The following is an 18,696-nucleotide window of genomic DNA, read 5'->3' as shown; positions in this document are numbered from 1 at the left end:
TACGTCAGGCTAACCAGAACAGCTGCCTATTGCACCGGGCCGCCGGGAGGGATAGCTTCCTGTTCTTGGGATGGGAGACTCAATTATGCGCAAAACACTGATGCTGGCAGCATGCACCGCTGCTCTGGCCTTGTCGGCCTGTTCAGAAATCAACAATGAGGACGGCGGCGGCGCAGAGATTGCGAACACGGAATATCCCGAACAAGTGTTCTGGGGCGACACCCATCTCCATACCGACAATAGCATCGACGCTTTCGGTTTCGGCAACCGGCTCGATGCCGAGAATGCCCTGCGTTTTGCCCGCGGCGAAGAAGTGACGGCAACAAAGGGGGCCAAGGCAAAATTGTCCCGGCCCCTCGATTTTCTGGTGATCGCCGACCATAGCGATGCGATGGGCGCAACCAAGGCGATCATGGAAGCCCCGCGTATCGCCTTGCTCACCAATAAATTCCTGCTGCGCTGGCACGACATGATGAACGAGAGCGACGAGGGATCGTTACAGGTCACGGCAGAGCTGATCGATGGCGCGGCCAAGGGCACGTTGCCGGAATCGCTCACGGATCCGGAAGAGACGCGCGAACGCACCGCAGATCTGTGGGAAAAGCACGGCGAGATCGTAAACCGGTATAATGAACCGGGGAAATTTACCGCCTTCATGGGCTTTGAATATACGCCGATGCCGCAAGGCGACAACCTCCATCGCGTCGTGATGTTTCGCGACGATCCGGAGGAAATGGGTGATACCATTCCTTATGGGGCGCTGGGATCGCAGGACCCGGAAAAGCTTTGGACCTATATGGATGCCTATGAGAAAAAGACCGGCGGCAAGGTACTCGCCATTCCGCACAACAGCAATGTCTCGAATGGCCGCATGTTCGCGATGAACAAGTTCGACGGCAGCCCGATTGACGCAGCCTATATCAGGACCCGTGCGCTGCGCGAACCGATTGTCGAGGTCACGCAGATCAAGGGCGACAGCGAATCCCACCCCTTTCTGTCGCCCAATGACGAGTTTGCCAGTTTCGGCGTCACCGGATGGGACAAATGCAATCTGAGCTGCACCAGAGACATGCCACCGGAAAGCTATGGTGGCAGCTATGTCCGCGAAGCGCTCAAACGCGGGCTGGAACTGACCCTGTCCGTCGGCGCCAATCCTTTCAAATTCGGCATGATCGGATCGACCGACAGCCACACCTCGCTGGCAACGGCAGACGAGGATAATTTCTTCGGCAAGCACAGCGCGAACGAAGCGAATAACAAGCAACGCGCTCTGGAGCCACAGAATCTCGGCACCCGCGAAGGACGGTTCGGCTGGCATTATCTGTCCAGCGGCTATGCCGCCGTCTGGGCGACCAGCAACACGCGCGAAGCCATTTTCGATGCGATGATGCGCCGCGAAGTCTATGCGACAACCGGCCCGCGGATGCAGGTCCGCTTCTTCGGCGGCTTTGATTTTTCTGCCGATGACACCGCTGATCTGGTCAAGGCCGGCTATACCAAGGGTGTTCCGATGGGCGGCGATCTCAAGGGCGGCGGCGGCCAAGCGCCCAAATTCCTGATCAGTGCGCTGATGGACCCGGAAAGCGCCAGTCTCGACCGGATCCAGGTAATCAAGGGCTGGGTCGACGCAACCGGCAAGAGTCAGGAAAAAATCTATAATGTCAGCTGGAGCGATGCTGATAACCGCAAGCCCGGGGGCGATGGCAAGCTGCCCGCGGTTCCCAATACCGTCGATCTGGCCAAGGGCACCTGGGACAATGCCACCGGCGCGCCTGAACTGGTTACCTTCTGGCAGGACCCCGATTTCGATGCCGCGCAAAATGCCTTTTACTATGTGCGCGTCCTGGAAATCCCGACGCCGACCTGGCCTGTCTATGATGCGCTGAAATTCAACCTGACCCTGCCCGATGATGTCATCAAGATCCAGCAGGAGCGCGCCTACAGCTCGCCCATCTGGTATACGCCGGCAGCCTAGGTCCGGGACAGTGATTTGACGGGACCTGTCAGCCGACAGGCCCGGATTGCATTGGCATGCCGCGGTTGCACAGATTGGATATTTCGACAAATGATGCACAAGCTTATTCGGGAACCGCTCGTTCATTTTCTCGGGGGTGCGCTGCTCGTCTTTGCCTTCTTCTGGGCTAGTGGCAGCAATCGGGATCCGGCTGACTATGCGATCCATATTGATGAAACGGATATCGAAAGGCTCAAGACAGGCTGGGTGCAGAATTTCCGGCGGACGCCTACGCAGGCTGAACTGGACGCCCTGATCGATCAGGAAATTGCCGAGGAAATCTACTATCGCGAAGCCTTGCGGCTGGGGCTGGACAAAAACGACCCCGTCATCCGGCGGCGGCTGTTTACCAAGATGCGCTTTATCGAAAGCGGAGAGACGGCAGACTCTGGAGCGGACGATACGATCCTGAAGCAATGGATGGACGACCACCCCGAAAAATACGCCCTTCCCCCGCTCTATGATTTCGAACAGATCTATCTCGGCCAGATCGATGCAAGCGAGGCGCGTCAGCGGATCGACCAGCTGAAAGCCGGTGCGAACCCCGACAGCTTCGCGCAACCCCTTTCCACGCCGCGGACTTTCGCGCGGACGGAGACAGCGGACATTGCCCGACAATTTGGCGAGCGTTTTGCGGAACAGCTCGAGACGCTGGAGCCCGGCGACTGGAACGGCCCGATCGTCTCGGGTTTCGGCAGCCATGCCGTCAGGATTTCCGCGAAAACCCCCGGTCAGACAGCGACGCTTGCGGACGTCCGGCAAAGGGTCGCCAATGACTGGTCCGCCACGCGACAGGCCGAACAGAGAGACAAAAGCCTCGCCCGTCTCCAGGCGGAATATGACATCACGGTAGCCGGTCGGCCATGATTCGCTGGCTGGCTATTCTCTGGGTCTCTTTTGCCTGCGGGCTCGCACCCGGCAGCGCCCGCGCCGACGAGCTGCGCCCGGCCTATATCGAGCTGACCGAACAGGCGCCGGGCCAATGGGCGCTGCTGTGGAAAGCCTCCGCCAATTCCCGCCTGGGCCAGAGTGGACAGGTCATCATCCCCGCCAATTGCAAAATCCGAGGCGAGCGCCAGCGCGAATTTACCGGCAGCAATATTCTGACCCATCTCAATTTGCGCTGCGACGGCACGCTCCAGGGGCAGGCGATCGGGCTGAAAGGACTCGCGCTTTCCACCACCGATGCGCTGGTCCGCATTGCCCCGATCGGCAGCCCCATGCAGACTCTGCGCCTGACACCAGACCAGCCGGTCGCCACCCTGGCCAAGCCCTCGATCATTTCCAATGTCGCGGTGACATATACGATCATCGGGATAGAGCATATCCTGCTCGGCTTCGACCATCTGTTTTTCGTGCTGGCGCTCGTGCTGCTGCTCAAGGGCGGCTGGCTGGTTGCCAAGACCGTCACCGCCTTCACGGTCGCGCACAGCATCACATTGGTGGGGACAACGCTCGGCTGGCTATCGCTGCCATCGCAGCCGGTCGAAGCGGTGATTGCGCTTTCCATTATCTTCCTCGCTGTCGAGGTGGTGAAAGCCAAGCCTGATGACCGACGCCTGTCGGAACGTTTCCCGTGGATCGTCGCTTTTCTGTTCGGACTTCTCCACGGCTTCGGTTTTGCCGGAGCGCTGGCGGAAATCGGACTGCCGGAAGGCGATGTTCCGCTCGCCTTGCTGACCTTCAATCTCGGCGTGGAAATCGGCCAGCTGGCGATTGTCGCGCTCGCTCTGGCCTTGTTATATGGCCTGAGGAAATTCCGGGTCGATTGGCTGCATCCGGCAAAAACCGCCCTGGCCTATGGCATCGGGATCCTCTCTACTTACTGGTTCATCGAGCGGATGGTCGCCTGACCATTTTCCCAGGGGGTTGACCCCGCATAGAATCCGGCCTTCGCTCCGGGGTTCGGAGCAAAGGCCGCTATCGTCATTCAATTCAGCAATATGGGGAAAAGTCTATCCCGCAGGCGGGCGGTGGGCGTCTTCCGACCAGTCCTGCCGTGCTGCCCATTCTTCCAGCGTCTCGAATTCGACTTCCGGCAGACGCTGCTGCATGAAATCGGTGTCGACTTCGAAAGGCCTGGTGACATTATTGTTGTTATATTCGTAGAATGCGGTGATTCCCGCAGCCATGGTTTCACGGTTTTCCGGCGGCACATCGTCACCAAAGGCCTTGACCAGATAGTCGCCGAACTCTTTCGGCGTGCACGGGTCATATTTGATTTCATGACCAAATACCCGTGACAGGGTTTCCGCTACTTCTGGTGGTCTCAGACGCTGTGGTCCGCCGATATTGAGCCAGGAACCTTCGAAGTCCGGACGGTCCATTGCGGCAACCATACATTTGCCGACATCATCAAGACTGATCCAGTTGGCCTGAAGATCGGCATTGTGCGGATAGACATAGCGTTTTTCGTCAACAATGAACGGCCGCGCCCAGTTGGTCAGCAGATTGTCCATGAACAGCACCGAACCGAATACGGTAGCCGGCATGCCGGAGCGGAAAATCTCGTTTACCGCGATAGTGTTGTTGCCATAGGTGAACGGGTCGCCGGGACGCTCGGGTATCCAGCTCGAGGTGTTCCAGACGAAACGCTCGGTGCCGGCTTCCTTGGCCGCGGCCGCGACCTTGCCCACCATGGTTGCACGATCTTCGCGCGCCTGTAGCGGGTGGGTGTAGAAAACCGCATCCGAACCTTCAAAGGCGGGGACCCAGGTCGATTCGTCGGTCAGATCAATCTGGCGGCATTCATCCGCTGCATTTGTGCCTCCCAGATCCGGATTTTCACTGCGTGACAGGGCACGGACCTTGTGACCTGCCGCTGCCAATTGTCGTATTTGTGCCAGGCCTTGCCGACCGGTAGCGCCCACGACTGATACCAATGCCATGATTTTCTCTCCTCTTGCATCTGCAGCGACGCTAGAGGCGAACAGGAAGAGTCCCAATGCTCCATTTTGTCAGGCCATTATTGTTAGGCCCGTTGTCGGGACGGCGTCAGGTATCCTGTTCAGCCAGCATCGCCTGCCATCGTTGCATGCCGGAAATCCAGCGTTGGGGATTGGCCCCCTTCTGTTTGATATAGTCGCCGACTACCGGATGCGGCAGAATCAGGAACCGTTCGTCGCCGATTGCCTCAACGCACATATCCGCGACATGTTCGGGCGTCACGATACCGTCCTTGGCCACGGTGGATGTGTCGACACCGGCAATCATTGGCGTATCAACGCCTTGCGGACAGAGCACTGACACTTTCAGTCCTTCTGCGCCATGGGTGATCGCCAGCCATTCGGCAAAGCTGACCGCAGCATGTTTGGTCACCGAATAAGGCGCCGATCCGATTTGCGCCAGCAAGCCGGCCGCCGACGCGGTATTGAGCAGATAGCCGCCGCCACGGGCCAGCATTTTCGGCACCAATATCCGTGCCGCCTGGATATGAGACAGAACGTTGATTTCCCAGATATTCTGCCAATCGGCATCTGGCACTTCGACACCACCACCGGTTATGATACCGGCGTTGGATACGAACAGGTCGATCGGCCCGACATCGGCTTCCACCGTTTCGATCAGATGGCTGATATCCTTGGCCAGAGACACATCGGTTTTGATTGCAACGCCGCCAATTTCATCCGCGACGGCCTGCGCCCCGGCAAGATCACGGTCCGCGCAAATGACCTTTCTGGCCCCTTCCGCAGCGAAGCGGCGGGCCATGGCCGCCCCGATGCCGCTGGCGCCACCGGTGATAACGATAATCTTGTCCTGCAATTGCATTTGGATTTTGTCCTGCTTGAATAAATTAATCACTCGCTTAAAGATGCCAGACGGTTAGAACAAGGCAAGATTGCATCCGGGCAGGAACGCTCCTGCCCGACTAGCCGCGAACAAAGGAGAGAAAAATGTTCAGTCACATGATGGTCGGATCGAACGATATCGACCGCTCGAAGAAATTCTATGACGCGTTGTTCAAAAGCGTTGGCGGTCCGGAAGCGATGGTCGATCCGAAGGGCCGGCTGATGTATGTTCACAACGGCAGCATCTTCATGGTTACGGCCCCTATCGATGGCAAGGAAGCCACATGCGGCAATGGCATGACCGTAGGATTTGCGATGGAAAGTCCCGATCAGGCCGATGCCTGGCACAAAGCCGGCCTGGAAGCCGGCGGTACCGCCATTGAAGACCCTCCTGGCGTGCGCGATAATCCCGGCATGAAGCTTTATCTCGCCTATCTGCGGGATCCGGACGGCAACAAGCTCTGCGCTCTGCACCAGATGGGTTGAATCATATGCCGGACAGGAGCATCCGGATCGGCGGTGCGAGTGGCTATTGGGGTGAAAGCGCCATGGCTACTCCGCAGCTGCTCAATGCGGACGTGGATTATCTGGTCTATGACTATCTCGCCGAGATCACCATGTCGATCATGGCGCGGGCCCATGCCAGGGACCCGGCGGCTGGCTTTGCCGGTGATTTTATCAGCGCGATTCTGAAGCCGCATGCCAAGGCTATTGCAGCAAAGAGCGTGAAGATCATCGCCAACGCCGGCGGGGTCAATCCCGCTTCCTGCGGCGAAGCGGCACGGGCGGTCATCAGGGAACAGGGTCTCGACCTCAAGGTAGCGGTGATCACCGGCGATAATCTGCTGGGCGAACGGGATGAAATCGCTGCAGCTGCGCCCAAGGAAATGTTCACCGGCGCGGCCTTTCCGGACAAGGACAGGATCGCCAGCATCAACGCCTATCTCGGCGCGTTCCCTATTGCCAAGGCGCTGTCCGAAGGCGCGGATATCGTGATCACCGGTCGCTGCGTCGACAGCGCGGTGACATTGGGCGCCTGTATCCATGAATTCGGCTGGTCGGCGAGCGACCATGACCTGCTCGCCAGCGGAAGCCTGGCAGGCCATTTGCTGGAATGCGGACCGCAAGCGACCGGTGGCAATTATACCGACTGGGAAGAGGCTGGTGACATTTCGAATATCGGCTATCCGATTGGCACGGTTTCTCCCGACGGCTCGTTCACCGTGGGCAAGCCCGAAGGCACCGGTGGCTGCGTCACGGTCGGCACGGTGTCCGAACAAATGCTGTATGAAATCGGCGATCCGCAGGCCTATATGCTGCCCGATGTCGTGTGCGATTTTTCACAGGTTGAAATCGTCCAGGCCGGCTTGGACGAAGTGCACGTGTCCCCGGCGAAAGGCTATCCTGCACCCGACCATTACAAGACCTGCCTGACCTATGGCGAGGGCTATCGCGGCGGGACCTATGTCAGTTTCTACGGCATTGATGCTGCCCGCAAGGCGCAGAAATTCTGCGACAATGTCTTTGTCCGTGCCAACAAGATCCTGCGCGGCCACAATCTGGGCGACTATAGCGAAACCAGCGTCGAGCTGATCGGCGCGGAAAGCCAGTTTGGCGACTATGCCGCCTTTCATGAACCGCGCGAAGTGGTCGCGAAAATTGCCGCCAAACACAGCGAAGCCGCAGCCATCGGCATCCTGCTGCGCGAGCTGACCGGGCTGGGTCTTGCGACGCCGCCAGGTCTGGGGAGTTTTTCCGGCGCGCGGGCCAAACCATCGCCCGTCGTGAGGCTTTTTTCCTATCTGACACCGAAAGATTCTGTAACCGTCACGATCGATGTCGATGGCAAGGAAATCACATTCCAGGACGAACAAGGTCAGGGCTTCAACCCGGCTGCCATAAACCGTCCGGCGCCGCCGCAAAATCCGCGCGAACCGGAAAGCGCCGTCACCGTTCCGCTGGTCCGGTTGGCCTGGGCCCGCTCGGGAGACAAGGGCGACAAGGCCAATATCGGCGTGATCGCGCGCGATCCTGCCTATCTGCCCTATATCTGGGCGGCTCTTACCCCGGAGTCCGTAGCCAAGCGCTTCGGCCATTTTATCGAAGGTGGCGCCGATGCAGCCCAAATCGACAAATATTATCTGCCCGGCTCCCACGCGATCAATTTCCTGATCGACGCGGTGCTTGGTGGCGGCGGTGTCGCGAGCATCAGAAATGATGCGCAGGGCAAGGGCTATGGCCAGATATTGCTCGCCCATCCGGTCAGGATACCGGCCGAGCTCGCCGAAAAACTGGATTGAGAAGGATTTTATCGATGATGCAGGAAGCCAAGGATTTCAATGAGGAAAGCGACACGCTGGCAGCCGTGCTTGCCGATGCGAGTGATGATGTCTTTGCCACGGTCACCCAGTTCAAGAGCTGGACAATCGAAGATGTCATCGGCCATCTTCATATCTGGAACGCAGCGGCCCTGATGACCCTGCAGGCCCCGGATGCCTTCAAGCAATTTCTCAGCGACATGATGGGCGCGTTCAAGACCGGCAAGGGCCATATCGATGTGCAATATGAATGGCTGGACCAGCATGCCGGCGGGATCCGCGGCAAGGCCCTGTTCGATGCCTATTGCGACTATTATCCCAAGCTCGCCACCGCTTATGGAGAAGCGGATCCCGAGCATCGCGTCGGCTGGGCCGGGCCGGACATGACCACGCGCTCGAAGATCATCGCCCGCCAGATGGAAACCTGGTCGCACGGGCAGGAGATATTCGACATATTGGGGCAGGAGCGCCAGGACGGCGACCGCATCCGTAATATTGCCCATCTTGGCGTCACCACTTATGGCTGGACCTTCCGCAACCGGCGTCAGGAGCCGCCGGCGACGAAGCCGTTCGTTCAATTAACCGCGCCATCAGGCGCCGTCTGGGAATGGAATGATCCGCAAGAGGATAATATGGTAAAAGGCAGCGCGGTGGAATTCTCGCAGGTTGTGACCCAGACCCGCAATATCGACGACACTGCGCTCGAGACGGTCGGCGACACCGCCCGCCAGTGGATGGAAATCGCCCAATGTTTCGCGGGTGGTCCGGAAAACCCGCCGGCAAAGGGGACGCGGAGTGTCGCCATCGGCTGAATGGAGCAGATAATGACCAGCATCGACCGTATCGCCGCCCTTGCCGCATTTTTGGCTTCCCCGCCGGAAGATACCACGGGAATGGATGCGACCACCCGGCCGGTGCATTATCGCCCTAGGGATATTCCCGCTCATTAGGGCGATCCCCGGGCTAAACTGTAACTGTTGCTCGAATGCCGGGCCTAGTGTCAGATATTTGCGATCGCGGATTATCCGGCCAAGGCGGCCATTGACTTTCGAATAATATTGCGGATATCGGAAGCCGCGCAACCAGCGAGGATGTGTGCCTGTTACACCCGGCACCGGACGGCAGGACGCTTCAGCAATCATATTTTAGGGCTTGTTCGCGGGCGCAGCATCATGCTATCGCTCAAAAATGAACGATGTCGATTCCGCGCCCCCGTATAGCCTTTGATTGCCTCGCACCCGCCGGGCCATTCCGGCCGCATGTCCCGAGAAATACCGGTTTGAATCTATGACCAGCAAACGCAGCAAGCTTCAGGAGGATACGCGTTTCCGCGTGCTTCGCCTGCTTGCCGAAAATCCGGAGATGTCGCAGCGGGAAATGGCGGAAGCCGTCGGCGTCAGCGTCGGGTCCATGCATTATGTACTGAATGCGCTGATCGAGAAAGGCCTGGTCAAACTGGGAAATTTTACCGCAGCAGAAGACAAGCGTCGCTATGCCTACAAGCTGACCCTCAACGGGATATCCGAGAAGGCCGCGATGACCCGCCGGTTTCTGCTGCGAAAAATGGAAGAGCATGAAGCCCTCAAGGCCGAAATCGAAAGTCTCGCAGCGGAACTGCCCGAATCCCAAATGCCCGGCCTCCACGATGGTGTAAAAAGTAAATGACCGGCCATCATGAAATTGTCACAAGCAACGTTGATCGGGGCAGGAAAGAATGCCCGCGATCACTGAAGCCGCTCCATTGCATGTTGTCTCGGGCAGATGGCAACAGGAATATCAGTGTATCGGCAGGAATGCCGGCGCGCTCAGACAGCAATAGACTATTAACTAAGGGAATAATCGGACGATGAAAATTGCAATGATCGGTACGGGCTATGTGGGGCTGGTCTCTGGCGTATGTTTTTCCGACTTTGGCCATGATGTGGTCTGCGTCGACAAGCTGCCCGAGAAAATCGCCCTGCTGGAACGCGGCGAAGTTCCGATTTACGAACCCGGGCTGGACGCCGTTATGGAACGCAATGTCGCCGCCGGCCGGTTGAGTTTCACCACCGATCTGGCGGCCGCCGTCGACGGCGCCGACGCGGTGTTCATCGCCGTCGGCACGCCGACAAGACGCGGCGATGGCCATGCCGATCTGACCTATGTCATGGCCGCCGCCAAGGATATTGCCGAGGCGCTGACCGGATATGCCGTGGTGGTAACCAAGTCGACAGTGCCCGTCGGCACCAACCGCAAGGTCGAAGCGGTTATCCGTGATGCCAATCCCGACGCGGAATTTGACGTGGCTTCAAACCCAGAATTTCTCCGGGAAGGCGCGGCAATCGATGATTTCATGAAACCCGACCGCGTGGTCGTGGGCGTCGAAAGCGACCGCGCGAAGACGGTGATGGGGGACATTTACCGTCCGCTGTTCCTGCGCGAATTCCCGATCGTCTATACCGATCTGGAATCGGCAGAAATGATCAAATATGCGGCCAATGCCTTTCTCGCCACCAAGATCAGCTTCATCAACGAAATCGCAGCGTTGTGCGAGCGTGTCGGCGCCGACGTCAAGTCGGTTTCCAAGGGCATCGGTCTGGATGGCCGGATCGGCAACAAGTTCCTGCACGCCGGACCGGGCTATGGCGGCTCATGCTTTCCCAAGGACACCAGCGCGCTGGCTCGGATCGGTCAGGAACACGGTGTCCCCCAGCGCATCACCGAGACGGTGATCGAGGTGAACGAAGCGATCAAGCGGCGAATGATCGACAAGCTGCTCGACCTGTGCGGCGGCTCGGTCAACGGCAAGACGGTTGCCGTCATGGGCGTCACGTTCAAACCGGAAACCGACGACATGCGCGATGCTCCATCGCTGACCATCGTTCCCGCGCTCGTGGGCAGTGGCGCGAATGTGCGGGTTTGCGATCCCCAGGGACTGCGTGAGGGCGAGGCGCTGTTGCCCGGCGTCACCTGGATTGACGACGCCTACGAGACAGCCAGCGATGCGGACATCGTGGTCATCCTGACCGAGTGGAACGAATTTCGCGCGCTTGACCTTGCGCGCCTCGCCGGAGGCATGAAGTCCCCGGTCATGGCCGACCTGCGCAATGTCTATGATCGCGATTCGGTTCTTGCCGCCGGCTTCACCGAATATGTCGGAGTGGGCCGGTGAAAACAGCCTTCATCACCGGAACCGGCGGGTTCATCGGTTTTCATCTGGCCGAACTGCTGCTGCAGGAGGGCTGGACCGTGGCCGGCTATGACGGCATGACCGACTATTATGATGTGCGCCTGAAGGAAAGCCGGATCGCGCTGCTCAACCAGCATCCGAAATTCACATTCACCCACGCCATGCTGGAAGACAATGATTCCGTGCAAGCCGCCGTCACAGCGGCTGCGCCGGATATCATCGTTCACCTCGCCGCGCAGGCAGGCGTCCGTTACAGTCTGGAAAATCCCCGCGCCTATATCGACGCCAATATCGTCGGCACCTTCAACGTCATGGAGGCTGCCCGCACGGTGCCGGTGCAGCATCTGCTGATGGCCTCGACCAGTTCGGCTTATGGGGCGAATACCGAAATGCCCTTCGCCGAGACACAAAAGGCCGACACGCCGCTGACCATCTATGCCGCAACCAAGAAGGCTAACGAGGCGATGGGCCATTCCTACGCCCATATCCACGGCATGCCGACGACGATGTTCCGCTTTTTCACCGTCTATGGCCCCTGGGGCAGGCCGGACATGGCCCTGTTCAAATTTACCAAGGGCATATTGGAAGGCACGCCGATCGACATTTACAACAATGGCGAGATGTGGCGGGACTTTACCTATGTCACCGATCTGGTCCGCGGGATCCGGCTGCTGATCGACGCGGTGCCGGGCGGACCGGAAACCGCGGTTGAGAATGACAGCCTGTCCCCCGCTGCTCCGTTCCGGGTGGTCAATATCGGCAATTCCGACAAGATCCGCCTGCTGGATTTCGTGGAAGCGATCGAAGATGAAGTGGGCAAGAAGGCGGTGCGCAATTACATGCCGATGCAGACCGGCGATGTGCCCGCCACCTGGGCGGACGCCGGCGTGCTGCAGCGGCTGACCGGTTACCGGCCGCAAACCCCGTTCCGGGAAGGCGTGGCCGAATTCGTCAACTGGTACCGCGACTTTTACGGAGACTGAGCATGCGCCTTGGATCCATCACTCTTGAGCGCAAGCATCTGAAGCGGGCCTGGGACTATGTAAAAACGGCGAACTGGCTGAATGTTCTAGCCAACCGAAGAGCCCAAAGCCGGTTTCCGGACATAAAGATTTTCATCATTGGTCCGAACCGCTGCGCGACCACGTCCTTTCACCGTTTCTTTCATCGCAACGGCTTGCGTGCGCTTCACTGCCGTATCGGATCCATGTATCTGGCCAAGGAAATACGTGACCGGCTCGGAGATGACAAGTCGCTCAAGGCGTTTCTGTCCCGCTGGACGGTCTATTCCGATTTTGTTTATCTCACCGATAACGAACATTTCGAGGCGCATGATCTTTACGAAACCTATGCCCGCCTGTTCCCGCAAGCCTATTTCATCCTGAACGACCGTGATGTTGATCGCTGGGTTGGATCGCGCCTGAACTTCAAGGATGACTTTCTTCCACGATATCTGTCGGTGCACGGGGGAACGGCGCAGAAAGCGGAAGCGAAGTGGCGCAATGAATTTGCGCAGCATCGCGAGGCCGCGCTGACCTTCTTTGCCGGTCACCCGCGCTTCATTCATGTGCCGATCGACCGGAACGTCCAGAGTGGTAGCGCCATTGATCCGGTGATCGAGATGATGCGACCGCATTTCAAATTGGACAGCCGCCTGTGGCAACCGTTGAATGCTTCTACGCAGGGCAAGGGCTGATGGGCGGTTACCCCAGCAGCTCGTCATTGCGGGTGCGGTGCAGGTGCGCCAATTCCGAATTTCGCGTTAGCCTGAAAGTAATCTTGTGATCCTAAGCTACGAACATCAGTATATTTTCATGCACTGCCGCAAGACAGCGGGCAGTTCGATCGCCGTCTCGCTCGCGCGAAATCTGGGCCCAAAAGACATTTTTGTGGGCGGCATCGAGGAAGCCATGGATTTGGGGATTAACCCGCCGCGCCGTGTTGTCGCGGCTGCGCTCCGGGAAAATCCCGTCGACCTTGTCCTAAACAGGGTCAAAGGCAACAAGCAATATGCGGCCGCTGTCTCGAAACATGCGAAAAAGCGTTTCTCCCGGACGATAGGAAAAAAGCCCCAGCACGTGGCAGCGCAGGTCATGCAGACGACCTTCCCGGTCGAATGGAGCAAATTCTTCAAATTCTGCGTGGTTCGCAACCCCTATGATCTGGTCGTTTCGGATTATTACTGGCGGACAAGTGGCGTATCGAACCCGCCGTCATTCGAGCACTATATGCAGGCTTTAGAGCGTTCCGATTCGCTCGACGGGATAGTGCCACTCGACATCCATTCGAACTGGCCGATTTATACGATTGACGACGAAATAGCAGTCGATGCGGTCTATCACTATGAGCAACTCCCACACGCGTTGGAAACAGGGCTTAAGGGAGCCGGAATACCGTTTGAGGGAATCATCACGAAAGCAAAATCATCACAACGTTCGGCCCGGTCCAAAAACTATACCGAGTTTCACACCTCTTTAACTCGCGAGATAGTGGAAAGACTCTATGACAAAGAAATCGCGGCTTTCGGATACAGGTTCGGCGATTGATCATGTCAGATTATTTTCAGTTTAAACCGGAACCGACAAGCCAAAGTAGCGGATTATGCTGGACATGATTTCCGTAATCATCCCGACCTGCAACCGACCGGCTGCATTTCTGAACAAGGCCATTGAATCGGCAATGGTTCAGAGTTTTCCGCCGCATGAAGTGATCGTGGTGGACAATTGCACCGTTAGTATCGGCCATGAATCCCTGCCTGGCAATGTGACCGTTTATCGTCTGCCGCAGCGCATCGGCCCGTCGCGCGCTCGTAATTTCGGCGCGGCCAGAGCGAGTGGGACCCATTTCGCTTTTCTTGATGATGATGACTGGTGGGATGACAATTTTCTGCGGAATATTTGGTCTGTCCTGCATGCCGAGAAATCGCGTTGCGCTTGTGGCCGGCTGGATACTTTCCGGACGAACCGAATTGAACGTTTTAAATGTGCCACTCCGGAGACCTTGACCATCCCGCTATTGCTTCGACGCAATCCCGGGACTACCGGGACAAACCTGCTGATCGAGAAAAAGCTGTTTTGGGAAGTCGGCGGATTCGACGAGCGGCTTCGAACATCTGAGGACAAGGCTCTGGTGCTGGAAATTTTAAGAGCGGACGAGAAGATCTCGATAGCACCAGAGGCGGTCGCAATCATGCGTCAGCATGACGGGGTGCGAGCGCATCAGGCCCGGCGTTACAAGCTTCTCTTCAGCTGGAAATATCGCCATCTTCTGGGATATAAGGGTCTCTCACGGGAACTGTTCCGGCTGTTGAACCCGCGGTTACTCAAAAAAATGTCCCGCAAGACAGGTAGAATCCGGAGGGCAGAATGCGCCTGATCATTCATATTGGTACACCCAAAGCCGGATCGAGCAGTCTGCAAGTTGCACTCGACACTAACCGCAACAGGTTGATGGAACAGGGAATATTATATCCCACGATCGAACGTGCCACGCACCATTCGGGCCTTGCCTCCGGCCTTCACGTCCCTGAGGCGATGCGTGACATCGACCTGCGGCGAAATGGCAATGATCCGGCCTTGGTCGTACGCAAGACCGAAGCCGCGTGGCAATCGCTCGCCGATCAGGTGTCCAGTCACAATCCAGAAACTTTACTCCTCTCGGCCGAAAACTTCATGTCGATCGATGACTTTACCACGCTGCGGGAATGGCTGGCGCGCATTGCCCCGGATGCGGAGATATCGTCTGTCGCTTATCTGCGGGCCCCGGTGCCCAATCATGAATCCAAGGCTTCCCAGAGGCTTGGACGAACCACGAAAGTACGACTTCCGGGTCACCTGCCCTGGCATTCGCGGCTCATGCGGTGGAAAAATATAGGCCCCGTACAATTGCGGGACCTGGCCAAAGTCGGCGATATACGCACGGATTTTCTCGAGGCGGTACAAGCCGGACTGGCGTCAAAGCTGTCCATGCCTGGGCGGAACGCCAATGTAAGTCTCACCGGAGAGGGTTGCATAGCCCTGCAAGCGGCCATGATGAACGTGACCAGCGACAGTGCTTCCGACTATGTCGAACGGTCACGAGTCTGGCGTGCGCGTCTGGCAGAGGCAGAAGCCGCGCTTGGTGAGTCGCTCTCGCTGCGCCGGGTAACTGTAAATCCAGCCGTTCGCTGGCTGATACTGGACGAATGGCATGACGAAGCGGTCGCCCTGCGCGAAAAATTCGATTTTCAGTTTGACGAACCCGCGCTTTACGACCGGGCAGAAATTGACAAGGGGCTTGCAGAGACCGGCGCCCGGGACTTGGGGCTCGCCGAGACAGATGCCCTGTCCCGCTTTCTCGCCAATGACCAGACAGCAGCGCTGCGTCTTCTGGCCCATGCAGCCGAGCAGGGCGCCGTACGTCAGGGCGGTTTTCCGCTGAGCAGTATGAAAGACGGATTGCGCAAACTGCTTCGGAAAGGGGCCCGATGAACCACGCCGACCTCAGTCGCCTTAACCTTATATGGAGCACGCATCGACCATGAACGTCCTGGACGCCGTGACCATGATCATCCGGACCGTTGGCGAGCGCACCGAAGAGGCGTGCCGCGCGTCGATTCGCGCGCAGGGGGTGGATGATAGCCAGATCGTGACGGTGCGCGAAGCGCCCTTCTCCAAAGCAATGCGTGTCAGTTTCGAGGCGGGCATTGCCGCCGGTAGAGAATGGACTTTCTGTATCGATGCGGATGTCGTGATGCGCCCGGGATCGATTCAGGCGATGATGCGGCAAGCCATGCAGCAGCCACCGGAAGTCTTCGAACTGCAGGGCGTGGTGCTGGACAAGCTGTTCGTAACGCTCCGCGAAGCCGGGAACCATCTGTTTCGCACGTCCTTGTTACCGCAGGTGATCGAACTGATTCCCGAGGAAGGTCAATCGCTTCGGCCAGAAACCACGGCAATGGAAGGGATGAAGGCCCGGGGTTACCCCTGGGCACAAGTACCTTATGTCGTAGGGTTGCACGATTTCGGGCAAAGCAATCGCGATATTTTTCGCAAATGCTATACCCATGCCCAGAAACATGCTCACTTGCTCGGCGATATTCTGCCCAAAATGCGCCGCCGCGCTGCCACGGACCATGATTTCGCGGTGGCGATTGCCGGTCTGGCGGAGGGATTGAAGGCGACGGCCGCGGTGCGGATCGATATCGATCACCGTCCGTTCAGCGAGCGCTTCGAGGCGCAGGGAATTAAAGAAAAGGCGCCATGCACCATGGATGAATTTACACCCGGCAGGGTCGAACAGATTCTGCAGGAATATGCCGAAACCGACGATCTGACCGTGCGCTACCTGCCCTTCTCGGGGCCCGAGGCCATCGCTCTCGACGGGACCACACGCTTGACGCCCTCGTCACGCAGACGGGCCCTGTGGCGCCGGAGGCAGCAAAAACATGGTACCGGAGGGGCAATGCTCTACACTCTGGGCCACGGGATCGAACAATTGGGTCTGCGACTGCAGCAACGTGCCGGAGATAGCAAATGAACAAATCTGCTGGTCAGCTGGCATCAGCCTCTGCGGACGGCACCCCTTACCAGGGGAGCCCCCTGCGCCTCGCCTTTTCCCTGCTCACACCGCGCGAGCAACGCAATGCCTTCATCGTACTGGCAATATTTCTTGTGTCTTCCGTGACACTGGCGCTCAGCGTTGCATCGGTCTATCCGTTTCTGCTGGTTTTAACCCGTCCCGACGTAATCCAGACCAATGCCTGGTTGCAGTGGGGCTATCGACTGGTCGGATCACCTTCTGAATTCACTTTCATATTGCTGCTGGGCGGAGCGACTGTTGCCCTGCTCGTGATCAACGCCGCGCTTCAGGTGCTGCGCGTCTACATGATCGAACGCTTCACGCAGATGCGGATCCACACGATCAGCGTGCGATTGCTCGAAGTTTTCATGTCGCAACCGATGACCTTTTTCCTGGGCCGTAATACCGGGGATATGGCGAAAGGCATATTGAACGAGACCCGCGAGGTGGTGCAGCAGTTTTTCCGGCCCGCTGCCGAGTTGGCGGCCGGCGTGCTCGGCACTTTGTCGGTTATCGTCGTACTGATGGCTCTGGCACCGATGATCACCCTTATTGCGCTTGGGGTGATCCTTCTTTCCTACGCAATCGTCTATCTGTTCAGCCGCACGATATTGGGCCGAATGGGCGTCAGTCGCGTGAAAGCAAATAGCGAACGCTACCGGATTTCGCGGGAAGCGCTGAGCGGTATCAAGGACATCAAGATCGCGGGGACAGAAAAATTCTACCTGTCCAATTACAGCCGCTTTTCGAGTGAAGCGGCGCTGACACAATCCCGTGCCAATGTGATCAACTCGGCGCCGCGCTACATGGTGGAAGCGGTTATCTTTGTTTCGATCATACTCTTGCCGCTAGTATATTTTGACGAAGAAACCCTGATCAATGGGGGATTGCTGACCGGGGTTTTGCCGGAATTGGGTATCATGGCGCTCGGCGCACAAAGGCTGATGCCGGAGGTACAAAAAATCTACCGCTCGATCAGCGTGATGAAATTCGGCGCTGCAGCTGTAACCAGCGTGCATTCCGACATGATAATGCCCGTCGATCCGGCGATGAAGATCAAACCGTCGTCCCGTTCGATAAGGCTCGGCAAGTCGCTGGAGCTTCGCGATGTCCAATTTGCCTATCCCACTGCAGAAGGTCTGGCATTGAACGGAATCAATCTGAAAATTCTGAAAGGTGAGCGTATCGGGATAGTCGGGACAACCGGCGCGGGGAAGAGCACTCTCGCTGATCTGGTTCTTGGCCTGCTGCGCCCCCGCGAAGGGGACGTAATGGTCGATGATGTCCGGCTTGCAGACGAGGATATCCGGATCTGGCAAAAAGCCATCGGATATGTGCCACAGCATATCTTTCTGTCCGACGCGACAGTGGCCGAAAATATCGCCCTCGGCGCAAAAACCGGCCATGCCGACCAGAGCAAAATCGAGGAAGCGGCCCGGATAGCGCAATTGCACGACTTCATCGCCAGCGAAATGCCGCAGGGATATGATACGCCGATCGGCGAAAATGGTGTGCGCCTGTCCGGCGGTCAGCGACAACGGATCGGTATCGCCCGGGCGCTGTACCGCGATGCTGATCTGATCGTGTTTGACGAAGCGACAAGCGCGCTGGATTCGGTGACCGAAGGTGAACTGGTTGCGGCAATCGATGCACTGCCGGGCGAAAAGACCCTGTTGGTAATCGCTCACCGGTTGACAACAGTGAAATCCTGCGACCGGATCATTGTCATGAAACAGGGCCGGATCGTGGCATCGGGCAACTGGGACGAAAATCTTCGCGACAGCCCGGATTTTCGCGATCTTGTTGCCCAAAAGTCCGAATGATACCGATACCGGTCCAATTTACGTG

General features: G+C 57.9%; 18 protein-coding genes. 16 read left to right on the top strand and 2 right to left on the bottom strand.

Annotation, left to right across the window (positions count from 1 at the left end):
• Nucleotides 1-85: 85 nt before the first annotated feature.
• The 3 genes from BOSE62_RS13550 (at nucleotide 86) to BOSE62_RS13540 (ending at nucleotide 3,867) form a co-directional block, all read left to right on the top strand.
• Nucleotides 86-1,975 carry a DUF3604 domain-containing protein gene (locus tag BOSE62_RS13550; protein ID WP_159647074.1) on the top strand — a complete coding sequence of 630 codons (1,890 nt, stop codon included), beginning with the start codon at nucleotides 86-88 and terminating at the stop codon, nucleotides 1,973-1,975.
• Between the two features lie 90 nt (nucleotides 1,976-2,065).
• Nucleotides 2,066-2,881: a peptidyl-prolyl cis-trans isomerase gene (locus tag BOSE62_RS13545; RefSeq protein ID WP_159647072.1), complete on the top strand. Its 816-nt coding sequence runs from the start codon at nucleotides 2,066-2,068 to the stop codon at nucleotides 2,879-2,881.
• Nucleotides 2,878-3,867 (top strand): HupE/UreJ family protein, encoded by a 990-nt coding sequence (locus tag BOSE62_RS13540; RefSeq protein WP_159647070.1) that lies wholly within the window; start codon nucleotides 2,878-2,880, stop codon nucleotides 3,865-3,867. Before BOSE62_RS13545 ends, BOSE62_RS13540 begins: the two co-directional genes overlap by 4 nt.
• Before the next feature lie 102 nt (nucleotides 3,868-3,969).
• Here the strand turns inward: BOSE62_RS13540 and BOSE62_RS13535 are convergent, their stop codons facing one another.
• Together BOSE62_RS13535 and BOSE62_RS13530 are read right to left on the bottom strand one after the other, a co-directional pair.
• Nucleotides 3,970-4,902: an SDR family oxidoreductase gene (locus BOSE62_RS13535; protein ID WP_159647068.1), complete on the bottom strand. Its 933-nt coding sequence runs from the start codon at nucleotides 4,900-4,902 to the stop codon at nucleotides 3,970-3,972.
• Between the two features lie 106 nt (nucleotides 4,903-5,008).
• Complete coding sequence (locus BOSE62_RS13530; protein ID WP_159647066.1) at nucleotides 5,009-5,782, bottom strand: SDR family oxidoreductase; 774 nt, start codon at nucleotides 5,780-5,782, stop codon at nucleotides 5,009-5,011.
• Between the two features lie 125 nt (nucleotides 5,783-5,907).
• Between BOSE62_RS13530 and BOSE62_RS13525 the strand changes: the two genes are divergently transcribed.
• The 13 genes from BOSE62_RS13525 (at nucleotide 5,908) to BOSE62_RS13470 (ending at nucleotide 18,671) form a co-directional block, all read left to right on the top strand.
• Nucleotides 5,908-6,288: a VOC family protein gene (locus BOSE62_RS13525; RefSeq protein ID WP_159647064.1), complete on the top strand. Its 381-nt coding sequence runs from the start codon at nucleotides 5,908-5,910 to the stop codon at nucleotides 6,286-6,288.
• A 5-nt stretch (nucleotides 6,289-6,293) separates the two neighbouring features.
• On the top strand, nucleotides 6,294-8,102 hold the full coding sequence (locus tag BOSE62_RS13520) for an acyclic terpene utilization AtuA family protein (protein ID WP_159647062.1): 1,809 nt from the start codon (nucleotides 6,294-6,296) through the stop codon (nucleotides 8,100-8,102).
• Between the two features lie 14 nt (nucleotides 8,103-8,116).
• Complete coding sequence (locus BOSE62_RS13515) at nucleotides 8,117-8,932, top strand: TIGR03084 family metal-binding protein (protein ID WP_201295683.1); 816 nt, start codon at nucleotides 8,117-8,119, stop codon at nucleotides 8,930-8,932.
• A 12-nt stretch (nucleotides 8,933-8,944) separates the two neighbouring features.
• Nucleotides 8,945-9,070, top strand: coding sequence for a hypothetical protein (locus tag BOSE62_RS17545; protein ID WP_268893911.1), 126 nt, complete (start codon nucleotides 8,945-8,947; stop codon nucleotides 9,068-9,070).
• 337 nt (nucleotides 9,071-9,407) lie between these two features.
• Entirely contained in the window at nucleotides 9,408-9,785 is a 378-nt protein-coding gene (locus tag BOSE62_RS13510; RefSeq protein WP_159647060.1) for a MarR family EPS-associated transcriptional regulator, read from the top strand.
• Nucleotides 9,786-9,966: 181 nt separating this feature from the next.
• On the top strand, nucleotides 9,967-11,271 hold the full coding sequence (locus tag BOSE62_RS13505) for a UDP-glucose dehydrogenase family protein (RefSeq protein ID WP_159647058.1): 1,305 nt from the start codon (nucleotides 9,967-9,969) through the stop codon (nucleotides 11,269-11,271).
• Nucleotides 11,268-12,272, top strand: coding sequence for an SDR family NAD(P)-dependent oxidoreductase (locus BOSE62_RS13500; protein ID WP_159647056.1), 1,005 nt, complete (start codon nucleotides 11,268-11,270; stop codon nucleotides 12,270-12,272). Before BOSE62_RS13505 ends, BOSE62_RS13500 begins: the two co-directional genes overlap by 4 nt.
• Nucleotides 12,273-12,274: 2 nt before the next feature.
• A complete protein-coding gene (locus BOSE62_RS13495) occupies nucleotides 12,275-12,985 on the top strand; it encodes a sulfotransferase (RefSeq protein WP_159647054.1) in 711 nt (236 codons plus the stop codon).
• Nucleotides 12,986-13,103: 118 nt separating this feature from the next.
• Nucleotides 13,104-13,835, top strand: coding sequence for a hypothetical protein (locus tag BOSE62_RS13490; protein ID WP_159647052.1), 732 nt, complete (start codon nucleotides 13,104-13,106; stop codon nucleotides 13,833-13,835).
• Between the two features lie 55 nt (nucleotides 13,836-13,890).
• Nucleotides 13,891-14,664 carry a glycosyltransferase family 2 protein gene (locus tag BOSE62_RS13485; RefSeq protein WP_159647050.1) on the top strand — a complete coding sequence of 258 codons (774 nt, stop codon included), beginning with the start codon at nucleotides 13,891-13,893 and terminating at the stop codon, nucleotides 14,662-14,664.
• Entirely contained in the window at nucleotides 14,655-15,758 is a 1,104-nt protein-coding gene (locus BOSE62_RS13480) for a hypothetical protein (protein ID WP_159647048.1), read from the top strand. The genes BOSE62_RS13485 and BOSE62_RS13480 overlap by 10 nt, the downstream gene beginning before the upstream one ends.
• A gap of 49 nt (nucleotides 15,759-15,807) precedes the next feature.
• Complete coding sequence (locus BOSE62_RS13475) at nucleotides 15,808-16,806, top strand: hypothetical protein (protein ID WP_159647046.1); 999 nt, start codon at nucleotides 15,808-15,810, stop codon at nucleotides 16,804-16,806.
• On the top strand, nucleotides 16,803-18,671 hold the full coding sequence (locus tag BOSE62_RS13470) for an ABC transporter ATP-binding protein (protein ID WP_159647044.1): 1,869 nt from the start codon (nucleotides 16,803-16,805) through the stop codon (nucleotides 18,669-18,671). The genes BOSE62_RS13475 and BOSE62_RS13470 overlap by 4 nt, the downstream gene beginning before the upstream one ends.
• The last annotated feature ends 25 nt before the right edge of the window (nucleotides 18,672-18,696 follow it).

This window comes from Sphingorhabdus sp. 109 (genome assembly GCF_902506555.1).
In the GTDB taxonomy this organism is placed as follows: domain Bacteria; phylum Pseudomonadota; class Alphaproteobacteria; order Sphingomonadales; family Sphingomonadaceae; genus Parasphingorhabdus.
The sequence above is the reverse complement of the archived record's forward strand: the minus strand, read 5'-3'. Positions and strand labels throughout refer to the sequence as shown.